Here is a 21,971-nt window from a genome sequence, read left to right on the forward strand (position 1 = left end):
CATAACGATAAAAAAAAAGTTCCATAGAAATGAAAAAAAAGTTTCATCATGATGGAAATAAAGTTTCACGACGATGAAACCTGTGAAACTTTTAGCACAAATAAAGATTAACAGGCAAGCGAAGACCTAAAGGTTACACATGCGTCATATTCCCCTTATAATAAGAAGCCTCCGCAGACGCCCGTCCAAATGTTCAAGCATAAATATTAAAAAAAATCGGATACCATATTTAGGCTTCTGATGCATTTTCGCAATCCGCTCTGGACGCCAGCTTCTCCAGTGCCACCAATTCCCATCCCTTGAACACCAGCGTAATCAATCCAAGCCGGGTATTCCCTTTCGTGCGGGCCACCTTCCCATCATCGGCATAGCGGCGCAACTGTTCTGCCGCATCACGTTTCAGCAAGGCGATGTCGGCATCGGAGGTGTCACGCCGGGCATACTTCACCTCCACGATATAGCTGTAGACTATGTCCGGCTGGCGCACCAGATCGGGCATCATGTAGAAATCCGCATAACCTTTGGAAGATTCGTATTCGGGAAGAAGGATGTAGCCCTGCGTCAACCCTAAGTAAGCCAGCAGGAATCCCTTGACGTGCGCCTCGCCGTCGATAAATTCACGGATGGCATTTTGCCGATGAATCAATACCATATCTGCTTAACATCTTTATACAAGAAAATTCGTTCATCCGTCCCCCTAGTAAGATCTCTCAATAAAAGTAAAGCATTTTGTGGTACATGGTGAAAGGTTAGACTAAAATCGTCAGCTATTTGTTTGCCCAACGACACCCAATCCATATCCCAATAAAAAAGCTCGTAAGTATCTCCAATACGAACATTATTGTCATCATTACGTGTCATATAGCCTATTCTTCCAACAGATTCCGGTTTGCCCAAATCCAATCCTACCCAACCATCTCTTAAAGTTTTAGATGCGAAAAATGTCAACGGATCTAAATCAAAAGCAGCAGAACGGCTATAATGAGGATTTTTACTTCGTTCTTCAGAACCAATAATTGTTCCTGTCAGTTTTTTATTCTCTTTATCCAAGAACATCAATTCTGCAATATTACAGCGGTAGGGCTTTGGACAGATATAACGCCAATAACGATACTTTGTAGTATCGCTCACATTTATACTACCCGATACGCTATACTCTTTGAACGTATGTACTGTGACGGCATCACTAAAATCCTCCTTGTGTGCTGCTTGAAACATGCTGTGTTTTAAACGGAGTGCTGTAGTGAACGCTTTGCGTGTTAAGGGATATTTCCGTTTTAAACTAATACTTCTTTTACGTGTACTATCGGGATTTAAAAACTCCAGTTCACCTTTCTCATTCAACAAGGCAGGATAATTGAATGGGCGAACCCTTCCATTTATATAATATACCGGCAGATAGACAGCTCCCTTCTCTATTTTATCAAAGACGATCTGCTTACTATCTTTTATTTCCGAAAAACAAATAGGAACCCATTTCGCATTGTCAAATACTGCCAGATATGCATATTTTTCTTTGCGTTCTCTTTTCCCGGAAAGTACAGGAAAAACAGGATCAATGGTCGTTGCATATTCATCCGTAACGTCTTTTATAAACACATTGCGCAACGTTGACGGGACACTACCAGCTTCTTTATTCAGCCGGACTAAGGCCGAATTGGGAGAATATGTTCTTCGATATACTTTTCCCTTACACTCACCCGGTCGTAGGGTAGCTAAAAAAGGTTCATGCCCTCCTTCACATACCATTCGGCGATCGTGATCTATCAAAATACTAAGCCACGAATGTGCATGTGCTTTTGTAGGCCACTGCAAAACGAAATCATACGAAACCGCAAACCCCTTACTGCGCATGATAGCTAAAGCTGTGTTTGTCCTTGTCTCACAAGAATTGGAAGGAATATTGCACCAAAACGGAACCTTATATAACGCATGCCACTTCAGAGGCTTTTTCAAATCGACAATAACGGTATCACGTAGTTTAATATTAATAGCTTCTGCCGCATGATAGGGTGTTTTATTCCAAATGTCATTATAAGAAACATACATTGTGCCAGCTTATATCGTCTTTCAGCTTCTTCCCAACATTCCATTTGATAGTAATTATCCGCCAATTGCATTTGCAGGTCATACGTATTGATATAAGATTCGCAATGCAAGAATATGTTGACGCTTTGTTTGTACAATTCCACATTTTTCAATTCTGATGCATAATTGTACAAGAAATAGGGATTGCCATTCCACTCATCATATAGCTTGGTAAATACAGATAATTCATTATCCAGCAAACCATTGTTCTTTTCTGCAACCAACGAAATTCGTTTCCATGTACGCTCGAAAATGATATTCTTAATCAAAAAGAAACAGAGTATAAAAAGAATAATCAATAAAAATGGCTTGTTGAAACGTATTGTTCGTAGAGCAACCTCCCGTTGATTAAGTGAAGCGAGGCAGTAGATAATCATGAACCAAACAAAAGCATATTTGAATGGATAAGAAAAACAGGAAAATATAGCAATAGAAACAAGCGTCAGTATGGCTGGAGTGTCAAATGCCACATTACTTCGAAAAACAGCAATCAACGACAATAAGAATAAAGCGATTCCTATGAGTCCTTGTTCAATCAGCAGCAACAGATACTCATTAAATGGATGATTCGTGTTTCCTGCCAATATTCTATCGCTTTCATCAGCATGGGAGGAAGACAAATATTTGGCTTGTTCCGGCATGTAATCCGCCTTAAAAGAACCAAGTCCGTTTCCCTGAATTATATGTTCCTTACACAATCCGGCAGATACTTTCCAAATCAGAACACGACCGGAAGCGGAAGCTGGTTTTAGATAAATCAGACCAATGAATAAACTTATTAGAAACAAAGCGCCTCCGCTGATAAGAAAGATGCGCCTTTTATGAATTAACTTCCGATAACGGAGAGCATAAAAAAGAAGTGTTACTACACATAAAGTAAATACACCTGTTCTCGAACCGGATAAGATAACGACTATAATGAGGAGAAGGCACGCCATAACCTTGAACGTTCTTCTTTTTCCGTTAGAAGAATGACACAAAAGAAAAGGATAACAGAGAACGATGCTCGCAGCAAATCCGGCGGGATTATCAAAAGAACCGGTAACTGGAAAATAAGATTGAGTTTCTATACACCCTACATATTGCAGCAAGCCATACAAGGCCGACAAAACTCCAACGACAGCTAAAATGCTATTAAATGTTTCTGTAGGATTTTTTCTATTACGCATCAACACAAAAAGAATCCATCCAGATACAATGTACACACTGTGTATATATTGCGATGTAAAGAGACTGCAAACGAGAACATATCCCATAAAAACAGTAAAAGACAGAAATAGAAAATCAACAGACAGTCTAATTTTTCGCTTCCAGTTCCCTATGCAAATACCTCCCCATATTACGATGCCGACAATGAAACTTATATTTTTAGGCATAAAATACCTATCCATAAACCAATCAGCCGATAAGTATAAGGTGGTGATAAGTAAAAAAGAAAACGTAAAAACATTATCACTGAATAATTGCCTTAACTTGCAGAATATAAAAGAGGGAGTCTGTGTTTGCATTGATAATAATTAGTTCTTCCTTTGCCCTTGCTCCTTTTCCTTTCGGATTGAAAGAAAAATGAAGCGAGCACGATTCGTCAGGATTTAATTCATACTTCTCCACCGATGCTTGTGTACATCCACATCCAGTTTCGATCTCTCCTATTTCCAACCTGGCATTGCCTACATTGGTGATTGTAATGCTATCACGACAAATTATATCAGAACTAATTATTCCGAAATCGTGTGTATAGGAAGACAGAGATACCTCTGCTTTCCTTTTTTGATTGCAAGAAACGCAAATCATCAGAATAACAATAAGACCAAAGATTTTACTCATTTTTCATTGTCGCTGATGGTGAATTACTTGGAATAGTCTCGATGAAACGAGGTGGATCACCGATCAAACTATCTAATATTATTCTGGTCTTCTTTTTAAATTCTCGTTCTTTTATAATATAATCCCACCATGACAAAAAAACATCTCGATCCGCTTGGGGCATTGAATCAATAATGCGTAGATATTGAGAGAGTTCAGACTCCCTAATCGGATATTTTGTCCTTAAATCACGAGCCAACATGACTCGGATGACATTCGGATATTTTGCATATTTTTCAAGAAAAGTAAACCGACCTTCTGAACGCTGTTCAGTTACTGATGTATCTAATAAGTTACTATTCTCTGTTTTAGTACTATCTTCCGCCACTTTTCTCCGATCTCTATTCCAATATACAGCACTCCATTGAGCTTCTCGCTCAAGAATGTAAGTATTGTAATCTTCATTGATGGAAGTGCCCGATACATTAGCGTCAGTATCCCAATCGACCATACGAATATAGATATTCCCAGGTTCCACAAAAAGATTAATATCAGTCTCTTTATGGAACGATGAACCATCATAGGATATTTGTGCAAAATAAGGCTTTCGTGTGACAGTTCCTTCGTAAAAAAATTCCTTGCCAATCACCTTTATTTTTATGCTGTTGTCGTATGCTTGTTTTTGTCCTTCCCTTTCTTCAAGAAGATACGATTTATCTATTAATAACACATATTTACCATCTAGAGTATTATCAGGGAATTCACCCCGAATCGTAAATTTCTCTTGCCCCAAAAGTAATTGAGCAGAAAATACGATTATAATGAGAAAAAACAGTTTCTCTTTCATATTAATTACACTTCAATTCTATAAAATCATTTTACAGTTATATCAAGCATATTATTTACCCGTCTTTCAATAAAACGAGGAGCATTACGATTAAGACTATCGGTCAACGCTCTTCCCTTTGCCCAATACTCCTCTCTCTTCATTGTATACTCTCGCCACGCTATCAAAATATCCCGATCCGTTTTGGGCATTAAGTCAAGAATACGTAAATATTTAGCATCCACCAATCTTTTATTTAAGTCCTTAACTTCCAAATAACGAGATAACATTACTCGGATAACATCCGGATATTTGGCATATTTCTCAAAGAAAGCCAATTCACCTTTTTCAAAATCCTCAAATGCTGAACCAAAAGAATAAGCTCCTTCAGCTTCCGAAGTCTGCCCCTTTAAACGGATAGTTCTAAAAATTCTATTTACCAGATTTCTCCGTTCAATGACACAAGTATTATAGTCTTTATTAATAGGAGTACCCGATACATTTCCTTCCTCATACCAATTGGTTATATGGATCTGGATATTCCCAGGTTCTATTACAAAAGAAGTCGCACTTGTCTGACCACTGAATGTTGGTCTATCGTAATATATTTGCGCCAAAAAAGGTTTTCGTGTAGTTACCCCTTTATAATAGAATTTTTTATCAGTTACCAATATCTTTACTTCATCGTCAGATGCTTTCCATTTACGTTTGTACTCATCAGGAAGAAAAGACTTATCTGTCAGTATTATATATTTTCCGTCTAGCGAATTATCTGGAAATTCACCTTGAATCGTGTATTTCTCTTGTCCGTAAAATAGTTGGGCTATAGATACAAACATTAATATGAATAGATATTTTCTCATGATAATAATTTAAGTGTTACAGAGACTCCGTTTCTTCTCTTCGCATATTTAATTCTCCTAAAAAATTGATACTTTTCCCCTGCTGCAAGGTGATATAAATGCTCGCACTTCCATTGGAATATACCTTAATATAAAAGTTGCAATTACCTATTGTTGTATTTGCTGAAAACTTGATGTGAGCATTTTTCTTTTTATCTATATCCATAGTATATTTTTTCAAAGGAGCCTGAAAGTAAAGTTCAGCTCCTCTCCTGTATGGTATATCAGCTTGACCGAGATAAAGAAGATCAGAAAAAATAGAATCATTTTTAATTTCTATTGAATAATCAGACTCATTCAATAATATAGGAGCTTTACATGGAAGAATGCAAGTACCTACATTTATCTTGTAGACTTTTGATGTAACAATCTTTCCGACAACTTCCGCCTTTTGTTTCTTTTGTTCTTTTTTGCTTTGGGCAGAAAGAATCGGAATTCCTACCAGCATTGTCAAAAATAGAACAAGAATTTGCCTTTTTACTTTCATATTAGATTATAACTTAAATATGGATGTATAAAAAGCCTAATGAAATACGGTTATAGGACACGTACCATTACTACTCTCACAATTGCCTATTCCGATTTGCAAATAATCATCATTCGATTGACAACTAAGCATAGATATAGCTATTAAAAAGGTTAACACAACCATATTCAAGAAAGCTTTGCTTTTTTTCATAAAACTATTTTTAAGGTAGTAACATATAGGGCACTTATTCTCCCGCTGATTGTCAATTTCATAATCAAAAACACGTCACACAAATCACAATAAGACTAAAATTCTACTTATTTTTCATCGTTGTTGATGATGAATTACTCGGAATAGTCTCGATGAAACGAGGGGCATTGTTACGTATACTGTCCAATAATGGTTTGGTTTTTTTTTCATATTCATACTTTTTAATAGTATAGTCCAGCCAAGCCAAAAGAATATCCCGATCTGCTTTAGGCATTCGGTCGAGAATCTGTAGATATTTTGGAAAATTAGGATCCCTTGACATTCTTCGTCCGTTCAATAAAAAAGATAAGTGGAACCGTACGACATCCGGGTATTGGGCATATTTCTCTAAAAAGAGTAATTGATTTTCCATACTTCTCCTTGTGATCATATAGGTATTATAATCTTCATTAATAGGAGTACCTGATACCACACCCTCATCTGCCCAATTAGCGATGCGGATATGAATATTACCAGGCTCAACTATAAAATACAGGCCGAAATCCAACATCTTTCTTTTTGTCCCTGCACTATAAAGATACGCCAAGAATGGCTTTTGTGAAAGTACACCTTCATAATGGAATTTCCCGTCAACCACCAATATACTATCAATAAATAAATGTTTAATTCGTTCTTTTTCTTGACTAAGAGCTGAACTATTAGTCAAACGCAAATAACTATTATCTAACGAATGGTCGGGTAATTCACCCTGGATAGTGTATTTTTCTTGTCCATAGAATAGCTGGGCTATAGATACGAAAATAAAAATAAATAGATATTTTTTCATTATTACGACTATTAAATATTACTCTTACAATTAAAATTTACTCCTCATCTGGATAGCTTTTATCACAACTGCTTTCACAATTTCCTTCTTTTGTTCCTGCAGCCGATAGACAAGCATCTCTTACTTTTACCCAGAATTTATAATTATCACCATTGGGAAATTCACTCGCAGGTAAATCCTCAATATTCTCGTTAAAATGATTATGACATTCCATTATTTCTTCTTTGGCCGTTTCCGCACAATCTTTTTTGCATTTTTCACGTAGTTCTGCATTGGTATCTGCTCGCGTAATCACGACTTTGTACATTCGACTTTTTTGTCGTGCCCTCATCAATTCTAATTTAGTAAAATCAGCATCTTTAAAAACGTCCCTGACCAAAGAAGAAATACGATTACGGTTAGCTTGATAATCATATCCTGTCAGAATCTTTAATTGAGTAATTGCTTCGGTACGAGTCTCGATATTAAGCAGATTTTTCCGGAGTAAGCGATATTGTTCCAAGTCTTCTTTAGACAATTTAGAGATTGCGTTTTGTTCTCTTCTCATGTCCTTTCCTATTTCTTTTTCCAAATTCTGATAAGCTTCCGAAGCAATAAAGAGATCTGCAGCAGTCACATCTTCTGCCTGTTGAGAGTAATCGTCAGCATCATCCGTCTGACAGCTAAGTACTGAAATACTGATTAGAAAGGCTAATCCAACCATAACAAAGCCACAATTCCACTTTCTCATAAGAATGACTTTTAGAGATTACTAATTTTGAATATCTTTTTCAGAGCAATACCATATATTTTTAAAAATTGTATAGTTCACTTCCAATTCCATCTATATTATATAAGATAAGGAGCTGTATTTTTCCATAATATTAGTACAAATAAAAGTTTATCGCTCTTGTTGTAACAAAGGACGACATTTATAAATTGAAATACAAATTTCAACCGTATACAAATGCGTATACACAGCCAATGTATACGCATTTAAATATGGTTTTTAAAGAAAGATCATTCCAAACGTAATGATTTAATAAAATCAGTAATAGATTCACAAGAAACATTCATTTTCTTTTTCAATCTACTACGGCGTATTCGAAAAGAACTTCCTAGAATCTGGAATAACTTTGAAATCTGCGCATTACTAAAATCAATACGTAACAAAAGAATGACATGTATATCATCTTCTGAAAGTACAGGGTAATAATGTCTCAACTTATAGATAAAACCATCTTGATGAAAATTTACCCAGAGTTCTAATCTATTCCAATTGCAATCGCTTATTGCGGATAAAGATGTAACATAGATTTGTACATCATAGGCAGTCTTCCACTCTTCTTCATCCATAGTTATTTTTATCTATTACAACTATATTCTATTTCACCAATTCATCATTGATATAAAGGTTCTTGAAAGTCACATCTTTCGCCCCTTTAATATCATTTGCTCCTTTGGCTACATTATTAAAATGAGAATCCTCTACACTGATGTTATATACATGTTTATCATCCTCCAGCCCTATAATAAGCACACCCAATTTACTCTTCTCACAAGTTACATTCTTCAAATGCACATTACGGACAATCGGGTCAAACCCTCTCTTACATTTCTCCCGATTCTCATATTGCAGATTGATGCGAAGCACAGCTTCACGACATTGTCCTACCGTTACATTACGAACAAATACATTTTCTATAAGTCCTCCGCGGCAAGTGCTCGTCTTAATACGAATAACACGATCCAGATTCGGGCTATCCATTCGGCAGTCTTCTACAAACAAGTTACGGTAACCACCGGAAATCTCACTGCCGATCACTACTCCTCCATGTCCATTCCTCATCATGCAACCACGTACGATAATGTTCTCACTGGGAATATTCCATTTACGCCCGTCTTCATTACGTCCTGATTTAATGGCAATACAATCATCACCCGTGTCAAATGTACAATTCTCTATCAACACATTCTTACAAGATTCAGGATCACATCCGTCTCCGTTAGGTCCACGATTGAAAACAGTCACTCCGCTAACAATCAAGCTCTCGCAGAAAAGAGGATGAATCACCCAAAATGGAGAATTTAACAAAGTAACACCTTCAATCAAGATGGTGTGACAGGAATGTAAATTCAATAGTTGCGGACGCATCCCGTCTTCCGGTTTCATCAGACGTTTGTAGACAGGAGTCGATGTTTCACCATACATCAACAGACGTTCACGACCTCCATTGCGTTGAGCCACCATGCCTTCTTTCCAACCATACTTTACGGCCCCACACATCGGCCACCAAGTTTCCATGCTACCTTGTCCGTCAATAATACCTTTTCCTGTTATGGCAATATTGCTTTCACCATAAGCATAAATCAAGGGGTGAGCATTATAGCAATCAATTCCTTCCCAACGAGTTAAAACAGCAGGAAAATAAAGGCTTTGATCTGTAGAGAATTTCAAAACAGCTCCCTCTTCGAGATGGAAATTCACATTGCTCTTTAAAGTAATAGGTCCGGTATAAAAAGTGCCTTTAGGAACAATTACTATGCCACCTCCTGACAGACTGCACTGTAAAATAGCCTGATTAATGGCTTCATGGCAAGGATTAGCCTCATCATCCGTTTTTGCTCCAAAATCAGTTATAAGAAATGTTCGTTTCGGAAAAGAGGTCCGTTTAATCTGTTTTTCGATACGGGCGCTTTCTTTAAATGCTTTATCAAAATCAACAGTATTCGCAGATGTTACCTCTGCCACAAAAAGCAACATCAGTAGTAAATTAATAGTTCTTCTCATCATAATTCTTATCCTTTTATTAATATGTTATTTTTATTTTATTGCAATGTAACTCCCATCAAACCGATAACAACATCGTTTGAAAGTGTTTCCAACGTCAGATGACTTAACTCTTTGGAAGGATTCAGAGGCATGTCCAAAAGTACACCTGCTCCTCCCTCGATGGAACGTCCATAAACACCCTTTATGCCTAAGTCCTTTCCCAAGTCATTGCTAACCAAACCCGTCTTAAAATGAATGCGATAAGGACGGGGAGAAACAACAGTGAATGCCTGACCATCAACATAGAAATCTTGCTCAATAGGACACCAGTTATCCGGATTCACTAATTCCAATACATCAGAAGTTCCATCTGTATAGTATACACGAACAATACCATTAGCAATGCGACACTGCATGTGGTTGGTACTGCCTGCCATCATTAAATAGGCATGAGAAGCCCGACCGGAAAGCGGAATACTCAAACTGTCGGGATAATTATCCCACAACGAAGTAAAAGCAATATTGCTTCCTTGAGCCAATGTTCGGAACGGCACACCCAGTTTGGTAGTCAGCATCTCATCACGTACCAAGGCACGCAAACCTGCATCATCAATATCAGCAGTTAATTTCGGATGACACCACTCGCCAATGCCCTGAACAGGAAGTTGTAAAGTGGTATAAGGCGAACGGGGTGTCAGATACTCATTCCGGAAAATATCTGTCACATTCGCATTGAACAAAGAATCCATATTCATCACCCGGCACTCTGACGTATTCACCTGCGAGAAAGGAAGAATGACCGGTGATTTTTCCGATTTTGTAATCTGTACGTTTACAGGCTGCCACCATTCCATCTGTCCTTGTTTCGTGCGAACAAAGAATGTATGATGCCCCAAATGATCATTGACCTTACTTCTTATAGATGTATCACTAACATTCGGTTGTATCAGCACTCCCTGCGGATCATATATTTCACCGAATACCGCCCCTAAAATGGATGGAACACGGATCTCCGCTAAAGCCTCCGCCTGTATTTCAGGTAGAACCGGATTCAGACTGTTTCCTCCCCACACTATTTCGACAATTGCTTTTTGGGCAGAAGAAGCAGGAATAACAACCACCGGATAACCGGAAGCAGCTTCCGCAAAGCTCCAGTCAACTTCTTTCCCATTTACTTTCACAGAATGAATCCTTTCCCTTCCGACATTCACTTGTAATGTCAATGCCAAAGGTGCCTTAAAACGTTGCTCTATCCGGTAAATATCTATATCATTCTCCCTGACAAAGTGATAGGTTATGTCAGGCAAAGAAATAGAAGCTTTTGACCATCCTGCGGGAAATCCCGGACGAATCACCATCTTCCCGTTCAATACATCGGGTAAAATGCCATACAATCCTTGTACCAGTAATCGGGAAGCTACCCCTATCGGATCTCCAAAGTCACGATAACACTCTCCACGGGCAGCATCATAAAAGCTGACTTGCCCCAAATTGCCGGGACTGTTACCTAAGTACATACCATCCAGAAATGAACTTTTCATCAATCGATATGCTTCCTCCGGACGTCCTGCCTGGAAATAGGCCAAAGCTGTATGCATTACCTCTGCGAAAGCCACATTATTGATACTCCAGGAATAAGGTAACCAATTGGTAGTGGCAATCGTTGCATACCCCTCTTCCAGTCCATCGGCATACACGGGGATATGTGGTATTTCCGTATCAACATACCGTGTAGCCTGATAAGCTTGAAAAGGATCGGCAACGTCGCTATCGAGTGCATGATATATAGTCCATAATCCCGGACTTTCGTGAAGCCGGCGATGTCCCATAAAATCCTGATATTCCGCCCAACAACCTTTGCCCTGCATCCAAAGACGCTTATTCATCGCTTTCAATATTTGCTCGGCTTCGTTCTGATAAGGTGAAGGGTCTTCGCCTATCAAAGAAGCAAGAAAAGCTGCCATTTTATTGGCACGGTAGTTATAAGCCGACGAATGGGTGACTGCGCCACTGTTGTAGTAAAGCGCATCACTTGCCCAAATACAAGCGTATGCATCATATAAACCATCATTGTCCGGATCATAATTTAATTTTTCCCAAGCTAGATGGCGGGTAATCACAGGCCACATTTTGCGGACATACGCAGTATCTCCCGTCCAGTTGAAGTGCCATAACAATTCATCCATGTAACAAAGATTCATGTCATAGTGGTGCATCTGGTTGTTACGTTCAGGATTCCGGCAAATATACCCATTACTATATTGAGGAGTTCCCCAACGTTTTTCCGAACGCGCCAGATTCATTGTAGAATCCTGTGCCGGATGAGGTATTGTATTCGGGACATCAGTCACCTGACTAGCTGCATAAGCATCAAAATGAGTCCGTGCCCGGTCATGCCAACCTAAAGCATCACCAGTATATCCGGCCCTCCACCCACTTAACGGCATACGCCAGCCAATAGCACCGTGCAACCAAACCTGCCCGTCCCAAATTCCATCGGCAGCTGCGACCAATGCACCACCCAACGTGTTCAAATAAGGGTCCGGCGTTTCTATCTTCAAATGAGAAGCCAATGCCAAAGAAGCTGCCTCCGCTTGTTGATAGAGCTTACGGACATTATAACCTTCGGGAACCTCCCCACGTACCAAGTATACTTCTTTCTGCAAAGGAAGTTCACCAGTGACAAGGTCAGTCGCTTCGACAGGAAGTTCGAAGCAATCAGCCGGATCTACCCCCATATCTCCATTACGACTCAAACGTTTTCCGGTAGCTCCCCCATGTTGCCAACGAAGTATAGCTCCTTTAGGCATATTCGAAGGAGAAAAACGCCAAATAGCTCCATCCATATCGGCTAATGCCAATACAGAAATACGCAGTTCTCCTTTTCCCCAAGACGGGTCTGTCAAATAATAGGTACGTTTTCCAGCCGAATAACGGGATTCACAATGCCCGGTGCAGTCAAGCGCCAATTCTGTTCCGTCACGAAGAATGACTTTGAAACTTATATTTCCTCCGCGTCCGTTATTATAAAAAGCAAAAACCGGCCGGTCACTTGTTTCTACCCGAAAGGGACTGTGACTACCGTACAAAGCACGGGTATACCGATTCTTACCATTGACACAAACAAACTCATCACCATCGGGACGATATTGCAACGTCCTTTTTGTACCTCGCAGATGTTCATTCAAGGAGATGGATTCTTTAAAGTCACCGATCTGCTTTGCCTCTCTTTGAGCATTTAATGGTATCGCCGGCAACATCAAGAGGCAACAAACTGTCAGCTTTCCTTTTAAAATAAGATTCAGATGAAAATAACTCATATTTTTTTGTGTTTGATTATGGTAATGGCTTCAATCCTTCCCAACGGACATTCCAAGTTCCATCTTTCGGAAATCCCGGATTAATCTCCGTACATCCGTCCCAACCGGCACACATCATCGCAATAGCAGTCAGCAAGCCGCCATTACCCGGTAAATAAATACGTAAACGACCGTCCTGATAATTATGACCATTCGGCAAGTATGTGTTTGTGCGTTTATCCATCAGTAAAGCTCCGACTGCCTTTTCCGGTTCACCCAAACGGGCAGCATTCATAGCCGTCATCGGATAATCCCATCCCCAGGTTTTACCCCAATTCCAGTTATCCCAAATCCAGTGCAATGTATTTTTCATATAATCTTCCCGGATCAGTTTATTCATCGGAAGAATACCGACTGCACCTAATACTGCCATGTGGTCGGAAGTATAACGAATATCTTTATAAGTATCTATGGCTGTTTCAGCAGCCAGATAAAGTCCTTCATTATTAGATGCTAAAGGGGAAAGTTTATCGATCATTTCATCCCATTCCAAACTGCGTTGCTGTCCCATACGTTCACGCCATTGTTGAGCGGTCTGCATGGCAAAATGCCAGTAAGAAAGTTCAAAAGGAGGATTAATTGTTTCTGCAGCACGCAACGTTTCTTGTGCAGGAATGGCACCTTTCAATACGTAACGTCCTTCCAGTTCATCGTATGTAGCAAAAGAGTACATAAATTCTGCAGTCTCCTGTACCAAACGATTATATTTCTCCAACACTTCTTTAGTCGGATCAGCACGATAAAGTAATTCTGCCAAATAAATTAAATGAGGTTGTTGCCAAATCAGAAAACTTCCTACTTTGGAAGGGGCTTCTGTTCCTGACGGGTCGGTCATTTTCATCCAGCGAACGCCATCAAACCCTTGTCTTTGGGCTATTTGACGCGCTATCGGTTCAACCTTTTCATACCAACCTAATGTACGGTCAAGTAAGTTGCTACGATTCCAAAGAGCAAATTGAGCTTCGTGCCACCAGATCATTTCAAGATGGAATTTGCCAAACCACGAATTATAGGTAAGCCCCGTCTCTTGCGGAGGAATAGTACCTGCGCTCTGAATAGCAAGCAAATATTGGCTAAGTACCACACGTCGTTCCAGTTCTTTGGCCCGTGGGTCCGTACATGCCGAAAAGTCAACAGCTGCGCCTTCCTTCCAAAACGAGTTCCAATAGTTTTTTGCTTCTTCTTGAGTTTGTGCTACAGTAACAGGCTGCGTTGAAGGAGCTGTACTAGTAAAAGCACATGTAAAAGCTAAATGATCGTCCATCGGAGTCAGGACAAAATAATGTTTTGCTTTCTCATTTAAAGTAGCCTTCCCTTCCCAACACAAAGTTACGAAATACTCTGTGCTATCTAAAGTATGTTTCAAAACTGCGGAAGATTCATTTTGAGTAACAATAGTCGTTGTATGTTTATCAACGGCTTCCCAATTACACGCATCATCACAATGAGCGCCCGTAGGATACGGAAAGCGAAAACAAATCCCGGTATGCGCCTTAGAAGTAATATTTGCAGCAATCATATCATTAGAAGGATGGCAGACTGTCTCCACTTGATAATCTTCACCGTTTAATTTAAACCGGCTTTCGATTTTTCCATCCCACAAGCAAAGTTTCTGATGAACGTCAGTTACCTGTTCAATATCCGTACCTTCTTCCACGTCAAAACCGACAATTCCTAAATGAAGACGATGCGGATTGACACGAAACCAATTAGCGGCATCCTGTTGTCTGCCTTCTTCTTTGAATTGAGTAGCGTAAAGTTCTTTCTTTCCCCTGCCAAAATCGTATTCTTTCAGGGTTTCTTCCGGAGTAAGCCGGTCCGGATTGGCGAAGCTATGCCAGCCCCACTGGCTTTGCGTTCCCAATGGAACTCCTTTTTTATAATTGTCCGGAAACGTCTGTAATCCGGTTATGTCTACCGTATAAGCAAACTCTCCATTTCCTACAGAAAGTGAAGCTAATGAATCGAATGCCGTCACAACAGGACTATTCCTTTCTACTAATGCCTCGCGGTCAATTATCGGCTGATTTCCATCTCCGCAAGCTGTCCAAATAAAAAGTACTGCAATAGATACTGCGAATGTTTTCATGATTCTTTATTATTGTTATTTACAAAAGTATTTATATTTGAAACAAATGACGCGGATTCTCATTCAAAAACCCGCGTCACCCATATTTTACTTAATCCATGTCAGTGGATTATTCAGGAAATTTTATTTTAAATTCCATTTGATGAAATAGTCTCCATTCATGATCTTTTCACGGATAGCGGCAACATTCCCCTTGCCTTCATATTTCTCGCAAATATATTTTGCCATAATACTGTTGTCATTATAACGTTTCGCCATACGGATCATAGCTGGATAAACCTTTCCTTCACAAGCCATTTCCAGCATCATTTCCTTCAACAGTTCCTCATCATTGCTTTTGATATCATTGGTGAATGACCGAGAGCCCATATTGGTTTTGGCAGTTCCACGCAAGCCGTTATCTCCATAAGCACGGTTAGTAATACTCGTCGTTCCGTTTGCCAGTTTATATACAGTTTTCAAACTGGTCCAGTGGGGAGTAAAGCCGTTCCATGTTCCGGAAAGAACTCCATCCGCATTTCTCTCGAATTCATCCACATAACCTTCAACACCGGTATTTATCAATGCATCAACGGCATTCTTCTTGCCGAGTTGGTTGAACGCTTCCGCCATCATGAGATAAAGTTCTGCACCACGGTACAAATAGACAAACACGTCATCGCGATAAGCGGCACGCACCGGATTATAGGGCGGACGGAATTTGCTGATAACCCACTTGCCATTGTATTCCTTGAAAGTATAGGTTTTCCTGAAATCTTCTTCGTTGGCACCTATCGGGTCGAAGTCTTTATCCGAGAAGCGTTCCATCGCTTTTTCAGCAGGAGCAAGCCAGAACTTATTGGGGTAATCGGAATCAAAATGTTTTAACAGACTGTTTGTCTGCTTATTCTGATAGTTGTACATAACAGCAGATACCGACTCATAATCGTAAGGAGTCTCGTAATTAAAGAACTTTCCCCATTGTCCCAGCAATTGGGCGTTACGCAGATAGGCGATAGACTGGTTCTGACTCTGTTGGTATCTTCTATTCATTTCACCTTGTATCAGATCAATACATTTCTGGTATTTACCCATCCACAAGCAGATTTCCGCATATACGGCATAGTAAGGAGGCGTCATCATATCCCAACGACGGTATTCACTGTTTGCAAGTTCTGTATCCGGATCCACCCAGTCTTTCCAAGCAGTCTCGTATGTTCCGTCTACATCATCAAAACCAATGTCCAGCAGATTTTTGCAGGCTGCCATGACATCATCCAATTCCAAAGTCTTGAATTTGGAAAGATCCCTTAATGAATCCATCGGTTTGTCCACCCATACGACTTTACCATAAATCTTGGCAATCGTCATAAAAGTCCATGCTTTTATACGCAACGTACTGCTGACCAAAGCTTTATAGCGGGTCATATCTATTGAATTGCTCTCCTTGTATGTCTGTAACTTCCGAAGATAGTCGTTGCACGCATTGATTATCTCATAATATCCAGCAGGATTCGCATACGAGTTTCCTTCCAGATCATCATCATAATTGTACAAGCTATACAATTCTGTGGGAGCGGTTGAGGTGGGTTCTACCAGTTCCCCCCTTAGTTCATTCAAGTAAATTGCCTTGTCACCGACAGCCTGCATCTTTGCCATGATACCCATATACCCCGAATACATTTCGCTCTCTTCAGAAATATATTCGCTGCCGTCCAACGTGTCATCCGTATCTACTTCAAAGAAGCTGTCACAGCTACCCATTACAGCAGCTGCAAAGACCAATGCGACATTCAGTATTATTTTTTTCATCTTCATAATTAGAATTTCAAGTTTATACCCAGTTTAACGGATTTTGGTTGCATTACTTTCGCATAATCGAATCCTTGTGTTGCGTTGTCGCTAGACGAATAAGCAAATTCAGGATCCAATCCTAAATATTTGGTAGCTGTCAGCAAGTTTTCACCGGTTACGTAGATCGTTCCGGAGCGGAAGAAGTTCCATATCGGTTTATCAAAGTTGTAGCTCAATGTGATATTCTTTATACGCAGATAAGAAGCATCCTCTATCCAACGTGAAGAGAAGTTGTTATTGCCGATAGCGTCTCCGAAGGTTGCACGAGGCATATCAGTCACTTGCCCTTCCACGCTCCAACGATTACTGACGGCAACGCTCTGGTTAGAAAAAGAAGAAGCCGATTCCAAAGTACGTCTTACGGCATTGTATGCTTTGTTTCCTTTAGAGTATGCAAATTCTGCGGACAGTGCGAAATGCCGGTAGCGGAAGTTAGTGTAAAAGCCTCCGAAATAATCGGGAGCGGCGCTTCCCAAAGATATACGGTCTTTTATGTCAATACGTCCGTCGTTATTCTGGTCAATGAAACGCACGTCACCGGCTTGATATGCCTGCATACTGCTGTTGACCAAATTGGCTTTGTCAGCTTCGGCTTGAGTGGCATAGACTCCGTCGGCCTGTAATCCGTAGAATTCGTACGGGCTTCCACCTACACGACTGACCACTGTGGCGCCATCGCTATATTCCAATGTCTTTTGGTCATATCCGCCTAAAGACTTGATCTTATTGTCGGTGAACGCGATATTTCCTCCCACAATCCATTCGAAATCGCGCAGATGGATTAAAGAAGCCTGGAAGGAGAGTTCTACCCCTTTGTTGTCGATTTTTGCACAGTTGGTATAATAGCCGGAAGTACCGTAAACGGCTGAAGTGTTGACATTCATGATTACATCCTTGCTTCTGCCCCGATAATAATCAACTCCCAAACTGATGCGGTTTCTCAAGAAAGCGGCGTCCAAGCTCAAGTTCATCTGTGTGGTCACTTCCGGTTTCAGGTGTGTATTCGGGATTTGTGTCCGCACAATGCCGGATACTGCCATGTACGGCAAACTGCTATAGTAATTTCTGCCATAATTGGAAGAGAAACGGCTGTTGCCGGTAACACTATATTCGGCACGGAGATCCAGACGGTTAACCCAATCCTTGTCAATCAGGAAAGACATATTCTTTGCCATCCATGTCAATCCGGCAGACGGATATACACGGAAACGATTGGTATATTTTCCATTGGCAGAAGAACCGTCGACAGACATATTTGCAGAAACATTCAAAAGATTGTTATACGTATAGTCGGCATGGGCAAAGATGTTCATCCAGTTCCATTTTGCCAGATAACCGTCGAAATAAGAACCCACCTTATTGGCAGAATTTAATACTTGATAAAAGTCGTTTGTCGTATTACGGGCAAAAGCTCCATCAAGTTCGTTCTGCGTAGTCAGCACTTGGCATCCCGCCATTGCGTTAAGGACGTGTCTGTTACTGAACACTTTGTTGAAACGGGCATTCAGGTTATAGAAGTAGTTCTGCGTTTCCGCCACTCCTTCGCGCACGACGTTCTTCTGTTCACCGTAAGTGTCAATAGCGGGAACAATAACCGGATCGCTTACACCCGGCATGAAGATGTGCTCTTTGTTATAGTTATAATAAATGCCAAATACACCGTCGACAGACAGTCCGGGAATAATCCGATAGTTGAATCCGGCTTTGATATTGACATCATATTGACGGTTGTTAGCGTCCACTTCGTTCACGATGGCGACAGGGTTACTGACTGCAAAAGTCAAATCCTGACAGATACCATAATAATAAGATGAATAAAGAGGAGTAAAGTCACCATTGGACGTTTTCTGGTAAGGAGCAAGCAAAGGTGATTGCGCATAGGCTGCCAAAATCGGGTTGGTATGCCGGGACATTCCCTGTTCTTGGAAATGACCGTTCATATAAGCCAGACCGATAGTGGCATACACTTCAAAGTTCTTGCTTACGAGGAAGTTACCGTTTAATTGCGTGTGATAACGGTCTTGCTTCGTACTTTTCAGTATCCCCTGTTCGTTGGCGTAACCCAATGACAAGTCGTACTTGGCAATATTGTCACCACCTTCTATACGGAACAAATTGTCTGTGACGAATCCATTCCGGTAGAGTTCATCCTGCCAGTTGGTATTGTTGTTGTAAAGGTAACCGTTTTTGCCTTCTGCATCATTCATGAACGGGAAATTATTGAAAAAGTTCTCCATATTTCCATAGTAATTCATACCCATGTCAGACAGGAACGACTTATAATCGATACCAGACAAAAGCGGTATACGTTTATCATTCCAACTCATTCCGAACTGTCCGTAATAACTGATTTCCGTGTTCATATTGTCTGAAGTAGCACCGTCGGTTTCTATCAGAATAACGCCATTGGCACCCATCGAACCATAGATAGCAGCTTCCGCACCCTTTAAAACAGTGATGTTCTGAATATCATTGATATTATAGGCTTGAAAAATATTTCGACTATATCCGTTGATCATCTGCGAATTGTGCACGTCAGGAATATAAGGAATGCCATTGATAATCACTAGCGGAGCGTTGTTACCGACAAATGAACGCACACCGCGCAGATTCATATAGCTTCCTTCCCCCGGCATACCACTGCCGCGAGTGACCTGTAAACCGGCGATCTGACCGGCTAACGCACGGTCAATATTCATGCTGGCAGGCGTGAAATCCTTTTTAGTGATGTTCTCTGCCGAAGTAGTGACTTCATTCGTTTCAACCCGAAAAGGCAAAACCGTTGTCTCATTATATTTATATTTAGATTCGGGAATCAGGATGATGTTGATATCCTTCCGTCCGTCCAATGCCTGACGAACCGTGTAGTAGCCTACCGCCCAGACAGAAATCCACGCTTTCTTCAGATCCTTACATTCAGTTTGGAATACTCCGTTTTCATCTGTGGTCACATCTTCACTTCCTGTAACGGACACTACCGCTCCCTTCACCGGAGTATTGAGAGAAGATAGGATTTTTCCGCTTACCTTGTCCTGTTTCTGCGCACATACATCGGCTGCAAAAAGGCAAAGCAGAAAAGTGAAAAATAAAATTTGTATCTTTTTCATTTTGTCTTTATTTCATAAGATTAATAACAATCCTCTGTAGGTTTCAAACACCAGTGGAAGAAGATAGCCTTTGTCAAGCTATTACCTGAACCTTCAAAACGTATCGTGATAGGTTTGGCTTCTCCCGTAACGACCAACTCATTGGACATGACTCCACCATCGCGATCATAGTTACTATATTTGCTAACTCCGGCAGCTTTGGCAGCATTAGCATCATATCCTTCCGCATATCCACCGCCATTACGGTCGAAATGGAAATTGGTACCTTTATTTGCACTTTCTGAAGCGGTTCCTACCTCCACGTCATTGACAAATATCTTCACCTGTCCAACTTTACCACTTTTGTCCTGTTCAAATCCGAAATAAATCTTATATGTTCCTTCCGGAATCTTATAAGGTGAAACCTCATGCTCTGTAGTTCCCATTTCTTTATACTTGAATGGTGTAAATTCAAGCGTATAAGTTTTGTTTGCAGGATCTGCCAGATCATACACCAAAGTGTAATAATAGATTCTAGGAAATCCCATTGCAGGCCATCCGTCATGATAACTTTTACCATCGCTATGTCCAATTTCCTTATATGCCAGATTTGTCGTTTTGAAATAAGTTTCTTTTTCTAATGCCGTCATCTTTTCATAGTAATAAAAATGATCTTTCAGACGATAAATCAACACATTGGTAGGAATTTTCATCTTCTTCACATAGTATGCAGTTCCGTTACTCATGTTTACCGGATGGTCAAGATCTACTTCCTGAACGGTGGTACGCCACTGCTTGGAAAACACCGATTTGAGGTCTTCGTTCTCCTCAAAATCCAGTTTAGTGTACTTCTTGTTGAAAAACGCAGCTTGGAATACCCAGTTTCTAATGATACTGTCTTCGCGTTCCAGTCCCCATTCTGTCAGTTTCTGACGTGCGGTAGTCAAAGCATCATTGATTACCTCGTTGGAAGGAATCAGCATGGTTGCAGTCACGTTTTCCGACATAATGTCGAAGCCTTTATTCTCAAAATAAGGGGCTTTTACAGTAAATACGGAGTCGTAAACCGTATTTCCCGTGTTGTCCACTCCAATAATTTCACTGGCGTTCTTGTCGAATGTCAGTTGATTGCGCGACAAGATCATCTGACGGAAAATGGAATAATCGTCTCCCAATGATTCAATAATCTCATACATACTTCGCGGAGATACAATCGCCTGATCCAGTATGTAAAGATAACCATTAGTCAGTTTCACTATTTTAGTTACTGTTGCATTATTGAACTGGATGATGTTCCCGGTTTCTTCTTCCGTTTTCTTGATATTCAAAAATTTGCCACTCCACATCAAAAGACGTTGGCCATCTGTAATTTTAGACGGAGAAATAGATGCATCGGAGATATAAGTTTGAGCGGTATATACATCATCGTTGCTTGCAGCTCTTGTTGGTGCCAGATCTGCTTCCGTAGCTAAGATGGTGTACATCTGTTCCTTTTTCTGCATTTCGTCAATCATACCGGTTTCCTTAAACAACTGATACATATTGGTCAACGAAGATTCTTCTGCCAGATACTCGGTCAGCGGTTTATTGACAATCGTAATTTGGTCATTGTTTACTGCACTCTGCTCTTGAGCGTAATGGTTGTCCCATGTGTCGGAACAACTACTGCCTATCAATGTCAGAAAGGATAGAGCATATAGTATGTATTTTTTCGTTTTCATGGTT

16 protein-coding genes are annotated in these 21,971 nt (G+C 40.3%); all 16 read right to left on the reverse strand.

Features of this window, described 5'->3' with window-relative positions; genetic code table 11:
* Positions 1-229 precede the first annotated feature (229 nt).
* The 16 genes from AB5217_RS06250 to AB5217_RS06325 all read right to left on the reverse strand — a co-directional run bounded on the left by AB5217_RS06250 (position 230) and on the right by AB5217_RS06325 (position 21,967).
* A complete protein-coding gene (locus AB5217_RS06250; RefSeq protein WP_004304505.1) occupies positions 230-652 on the reverse strand; it encodes a PD-(D/E)XK nuclease domain-containing protein in 423 nt (140 codons plus the stop codon).
* Entirely contained in the window at positions 643-2,049 is a 1,407-nt protein-coding gene (locus AB5217_RS06255; protein WP_229115796.1) for a discoidin domain-containing protein, read from the reverse strand. Before AB5217_RS06255 ends, AB5217_RS06250 begins: the two co-directional genes overlap by 10 nt.
* The gene (locus AB5217_RS06260; RefSeq protein ID WP_230595660.1) at positions 1,953-3,293 is read right to left on the reverse strand and encodes an O-antigen ligase family protein; all 1,341 of its coding nucleotides are present in this window, start codon (positions 3,291-3,293) and stop codon (positions 1,953-1,955) included. The genes AB5217_RS06255 and AB5217_RS06260 overlap by 97 nt, the downstream gene beginning before the upstream one ends.
* Positions 3,294-3,540: 247 nt before the next feature.
* On the reverse strand, positions 3,541-3,915 hold the full coding sequence (locus AB5217_RS06265; protein ID WP_368112666.1) for a DUF1573 domain-containing protein: 375 nt from the start codon (positions 3,913-3,915) through the stop codon (positions 3,541-3,543).
* Positions 3,908-4,741, reverse strand: coding sequence for a DUF4369 domain-containing protein (locus AB5217_RS06270; RefSeq protein WP_032846646.1), 834 nt, complete (start codon positions 4,739-4,741; stop codon positions 3,908-3,910). Before AB5217_RS06270 ends, AB5217_RS06265 begins: the two co-directional genes overlap by 8 nt.
* Before the next feature lie 26 nt (positions 4,742-4,767).
* A complete protein-coding gene (locus tag AB5217_RS06275; RefSeq protein WP_032846647.1) occupies positions 4,768-5,583 on the reverse strand; it encodes a DUF4369 domain-containing protein in 816 nt (271 codons plus the stop codon).
* A gap of 16 nt (positions 5,584-5,599) precedes the next feature.
* A complete protein-coding gene (locus AB5217_RS06280) occupies positions 5,600-6,109 on the reverse strand; it encodes a DUF4251 domain-containing protein (protein ID WP_032846649.1) in 510 nt (169 codons plus the stop codon).
* 295 nt (positions 6,110-6,404) lie between these two features.
* Complete coding sequence (locus AB5217_RS06285; RefSeq protein WP_118032528.1) at positions 6,405-7,127, reverse strand: DUF4369 domain-containing protein; 723 nt, start codon at positions 7,125-7,127, stop codon at positions 6,405-6,407.
* 37 nt (positions 7,128-7,164) lie between these two features.
* Positions 7,165-7,857, reverse strand: coding sequence for a hypothetical protein (locus AB5217_RS06290; protein WP_004304486.1), 693 nt, complete (start codon positions 7,855-7,857; stop codon positions 7,165-7,167).
* A gap of 269 nt (positions 7,858-8,126) precedes the next feature.
* The gene (locus tag AB5217_RS06295) at positions 8,127-8,462 is read right to left on the reverse strand and encodes a hypothetical protein (RefSeq protein ID WP_004304482.1); all 336 of its coding nucleotides are present in this window, start codon (positions 8,460-8,462) and stop codon (positions 8,127-8,129) included.
* A 28-nt stretch (positions 8,463-8,490) separates the two neighbouring features.
* A complete protein-coding gene (locus AB5217_RS06300) occupies positions 8,491-9,900 on the reverse strand; it encodes a glycoside hydrolase family 28 protein (protein WP_185968689.1) in 1,410 nt (469 codons plus the stop codon).
* A 35-nt stretch (positions 9,901-9,935) separates the two neighbouring features.
* Positions 9,936-13,199 carry a DUF4450 domain-containing protein gene (locus AB5217_RS06305; RefSeq protein WP_032846031.1) on the reverse strand — a complete coding sequence of 1,088 codons (3,264 nt, stop codon included), beginning with the start codon at positions 13,197-13,199 and terminating at the stop codon, positions 9,936-9,938.
* A gap of 16 nt (positions 13,200-13,215) precedes the next feature.
* Positions 13,216-15,327: a hypothetical protein gene (locus AB5217_RS06310; protein ID WP_195647115.1), complete on the reverse strand. Its 2,112-nt coding sequence runs from the start codon at positions 15,325-15,327 to the stop codon at positions 13,216-13,218.
* 123 nt (positions 15,328-15,450) lie between these two features.
* Positions 15,451-17,124, reverse strand: coding sequence for a RagB/SusD family nutrient uptake outer membrane protein (locus AB5217_RS06315; protein WP_004308520.1), 1,674 nt, complete (start codon positions 17,122-17,124; stop codon positions 15,451-15,453).
* Between the two features lie 2 nt (positions 17,125-17,126).
* On the reverse strand, positions 17,127-20,267 hold the full coding sequence (locus AB5217_RS06320) for a SusC/RagA family TonB-linked outer membrane protein (protein WP_032846036.1): 3,141 nt from the start codon (positions 20,265-20,267) through the stop codon (positions 17,127-17,129).
* A gap of 20 nt (positions 20,268-20,287) precedes the next feature.
* The gene (locus AB5217_RS06325) at positions 20,288-21,967 is read right to left on the reverse strand and encodes a hypothetical protein (protein WP_004301626.1); all 1,680 of its coding nucleotides are present in this window, start codon (positions 21,965-21,967) and stop codon (positions 20,288-20,290) included.
* Positions 21,968-21,971 lie beyond the last annotated feature (4 nt).

This window comes from Bacteroides sp. MSSM.1001136sp1_RTP21357st2_D2_RTP21359_211015, assembly GCF_040913205.1.
In the GTDB taxonomy this organism is placed as follows: Bacteria; Bacteroidota; Bacteroidia; order Bacteroidales; family Bacteroidaceae; genus Bacteroides; species Bacteroides ovatus.

Bases quoted from the DNA above. Each gene is read 5' to 3' on its own strand.
- AB5217_RS06300 (WP_185968689.1), bottom strand. From the start codon at position 9,900: ATGATGAGAAGAACTATTAATTTACTACTGATGTTGCTTTTTGTGGCA.
- AB5217_RS06280 (WP_032846649.1), bottom strand. From the start codon at position 6,109: ATGAAAGTAAAAAGGCAAATTCTTGTTCTATTTTTGACAATGCTGGTA.
- AB5217_RS06290 (WP_004304486.1), bottom strand. From the start codon at position 7,857: ATGAGAAAGTGGAATTGTGGCTTTGTTATGGTTGGATTAGCCTTTCTA.
- AB5217_RS06285 (WP_118032528.1), bottom strand. From the start codon at position 7,127: ATGAAAAAATATCTATTTATTTTTATTTTCGTATCTATAGCCCAGCTA.
- AB5217_RS06275 (WP_032846647.1), bottom strand. From the start codon at position 5,583: ATGAGAAAATATCTATTCATATTAATGTTTGTATCTATAGCCCAACTA.
- AB5217_RS06325 (WP_004301626.1), bottom strand. From the start codon at position 21,967: ATGAAAACGAAAAAATACATACTATATGCTCTATCCTTTCTGACATTG.
- AB5217_RS06310 (WP_195647115.1), bottom strand. From the start codon at position 15,327: ATGAAAACATTCGCAGTATCTATTGCAGTACTTTTTATTTGGACAGCT.
- AB5217_RS06265 (WP_368112666.1), bottom strand. From the start codon at position 3,915: ATGAGTAAAATCTTTGGTCTTATTGTTATTCTGATGATTTGCGTTTCT.
- AB5217_RS06270 (WP_032846646.1), bottom strand. From the start codon at position 4,741: ATGAAAGAGAAACTGTTTTTTCTCATTATAATCGTATTTTCTGCTCAA.
- AB5217_RS06305 (WP_032846031.1), bottom strand. From the start codon at position 13,199: ATGAGTTATTTTCATCTGAATCTTATTTTAAAAGGAAAGCTGACAGTT.
- AB5217_RS06250 (WP_004304505.1), bottom strand. From the start codon at position 652: ATGGTATTGATTCATCGGCAAAATGCCATCCGTGAATTTATCGACGGC.
- AB5217_RS06255 (WP_229115796.1), bottom strand. From the start codon at position 2,049: ATGTATGTTTCTTATAATGACATTTGGAATAAAACACCCTATCATGCG.
- AB5217_RS06320 (WP_032846036.1), bottom strand. From the start codon at position 20,267: ATGAAAAAGATACAAATTTTATTTTTCACTTTTCTGCTTTGCCTTTTT.
- AB5217_RS06315 (WP_004308520.1), bottom strand. From the start codon at position 17,124: ATGAAGATGAAAAAAATAATACTGAATGTCGCATTGGTCTTTGCAGCT.
- AB5217_RS06295 (WP_004304482.1), bottom strand. From the start codon at position 8,462: ATGGATGAAGAAGAGTGGAAGACTGCCTATGATGTACAAATCTATGTT.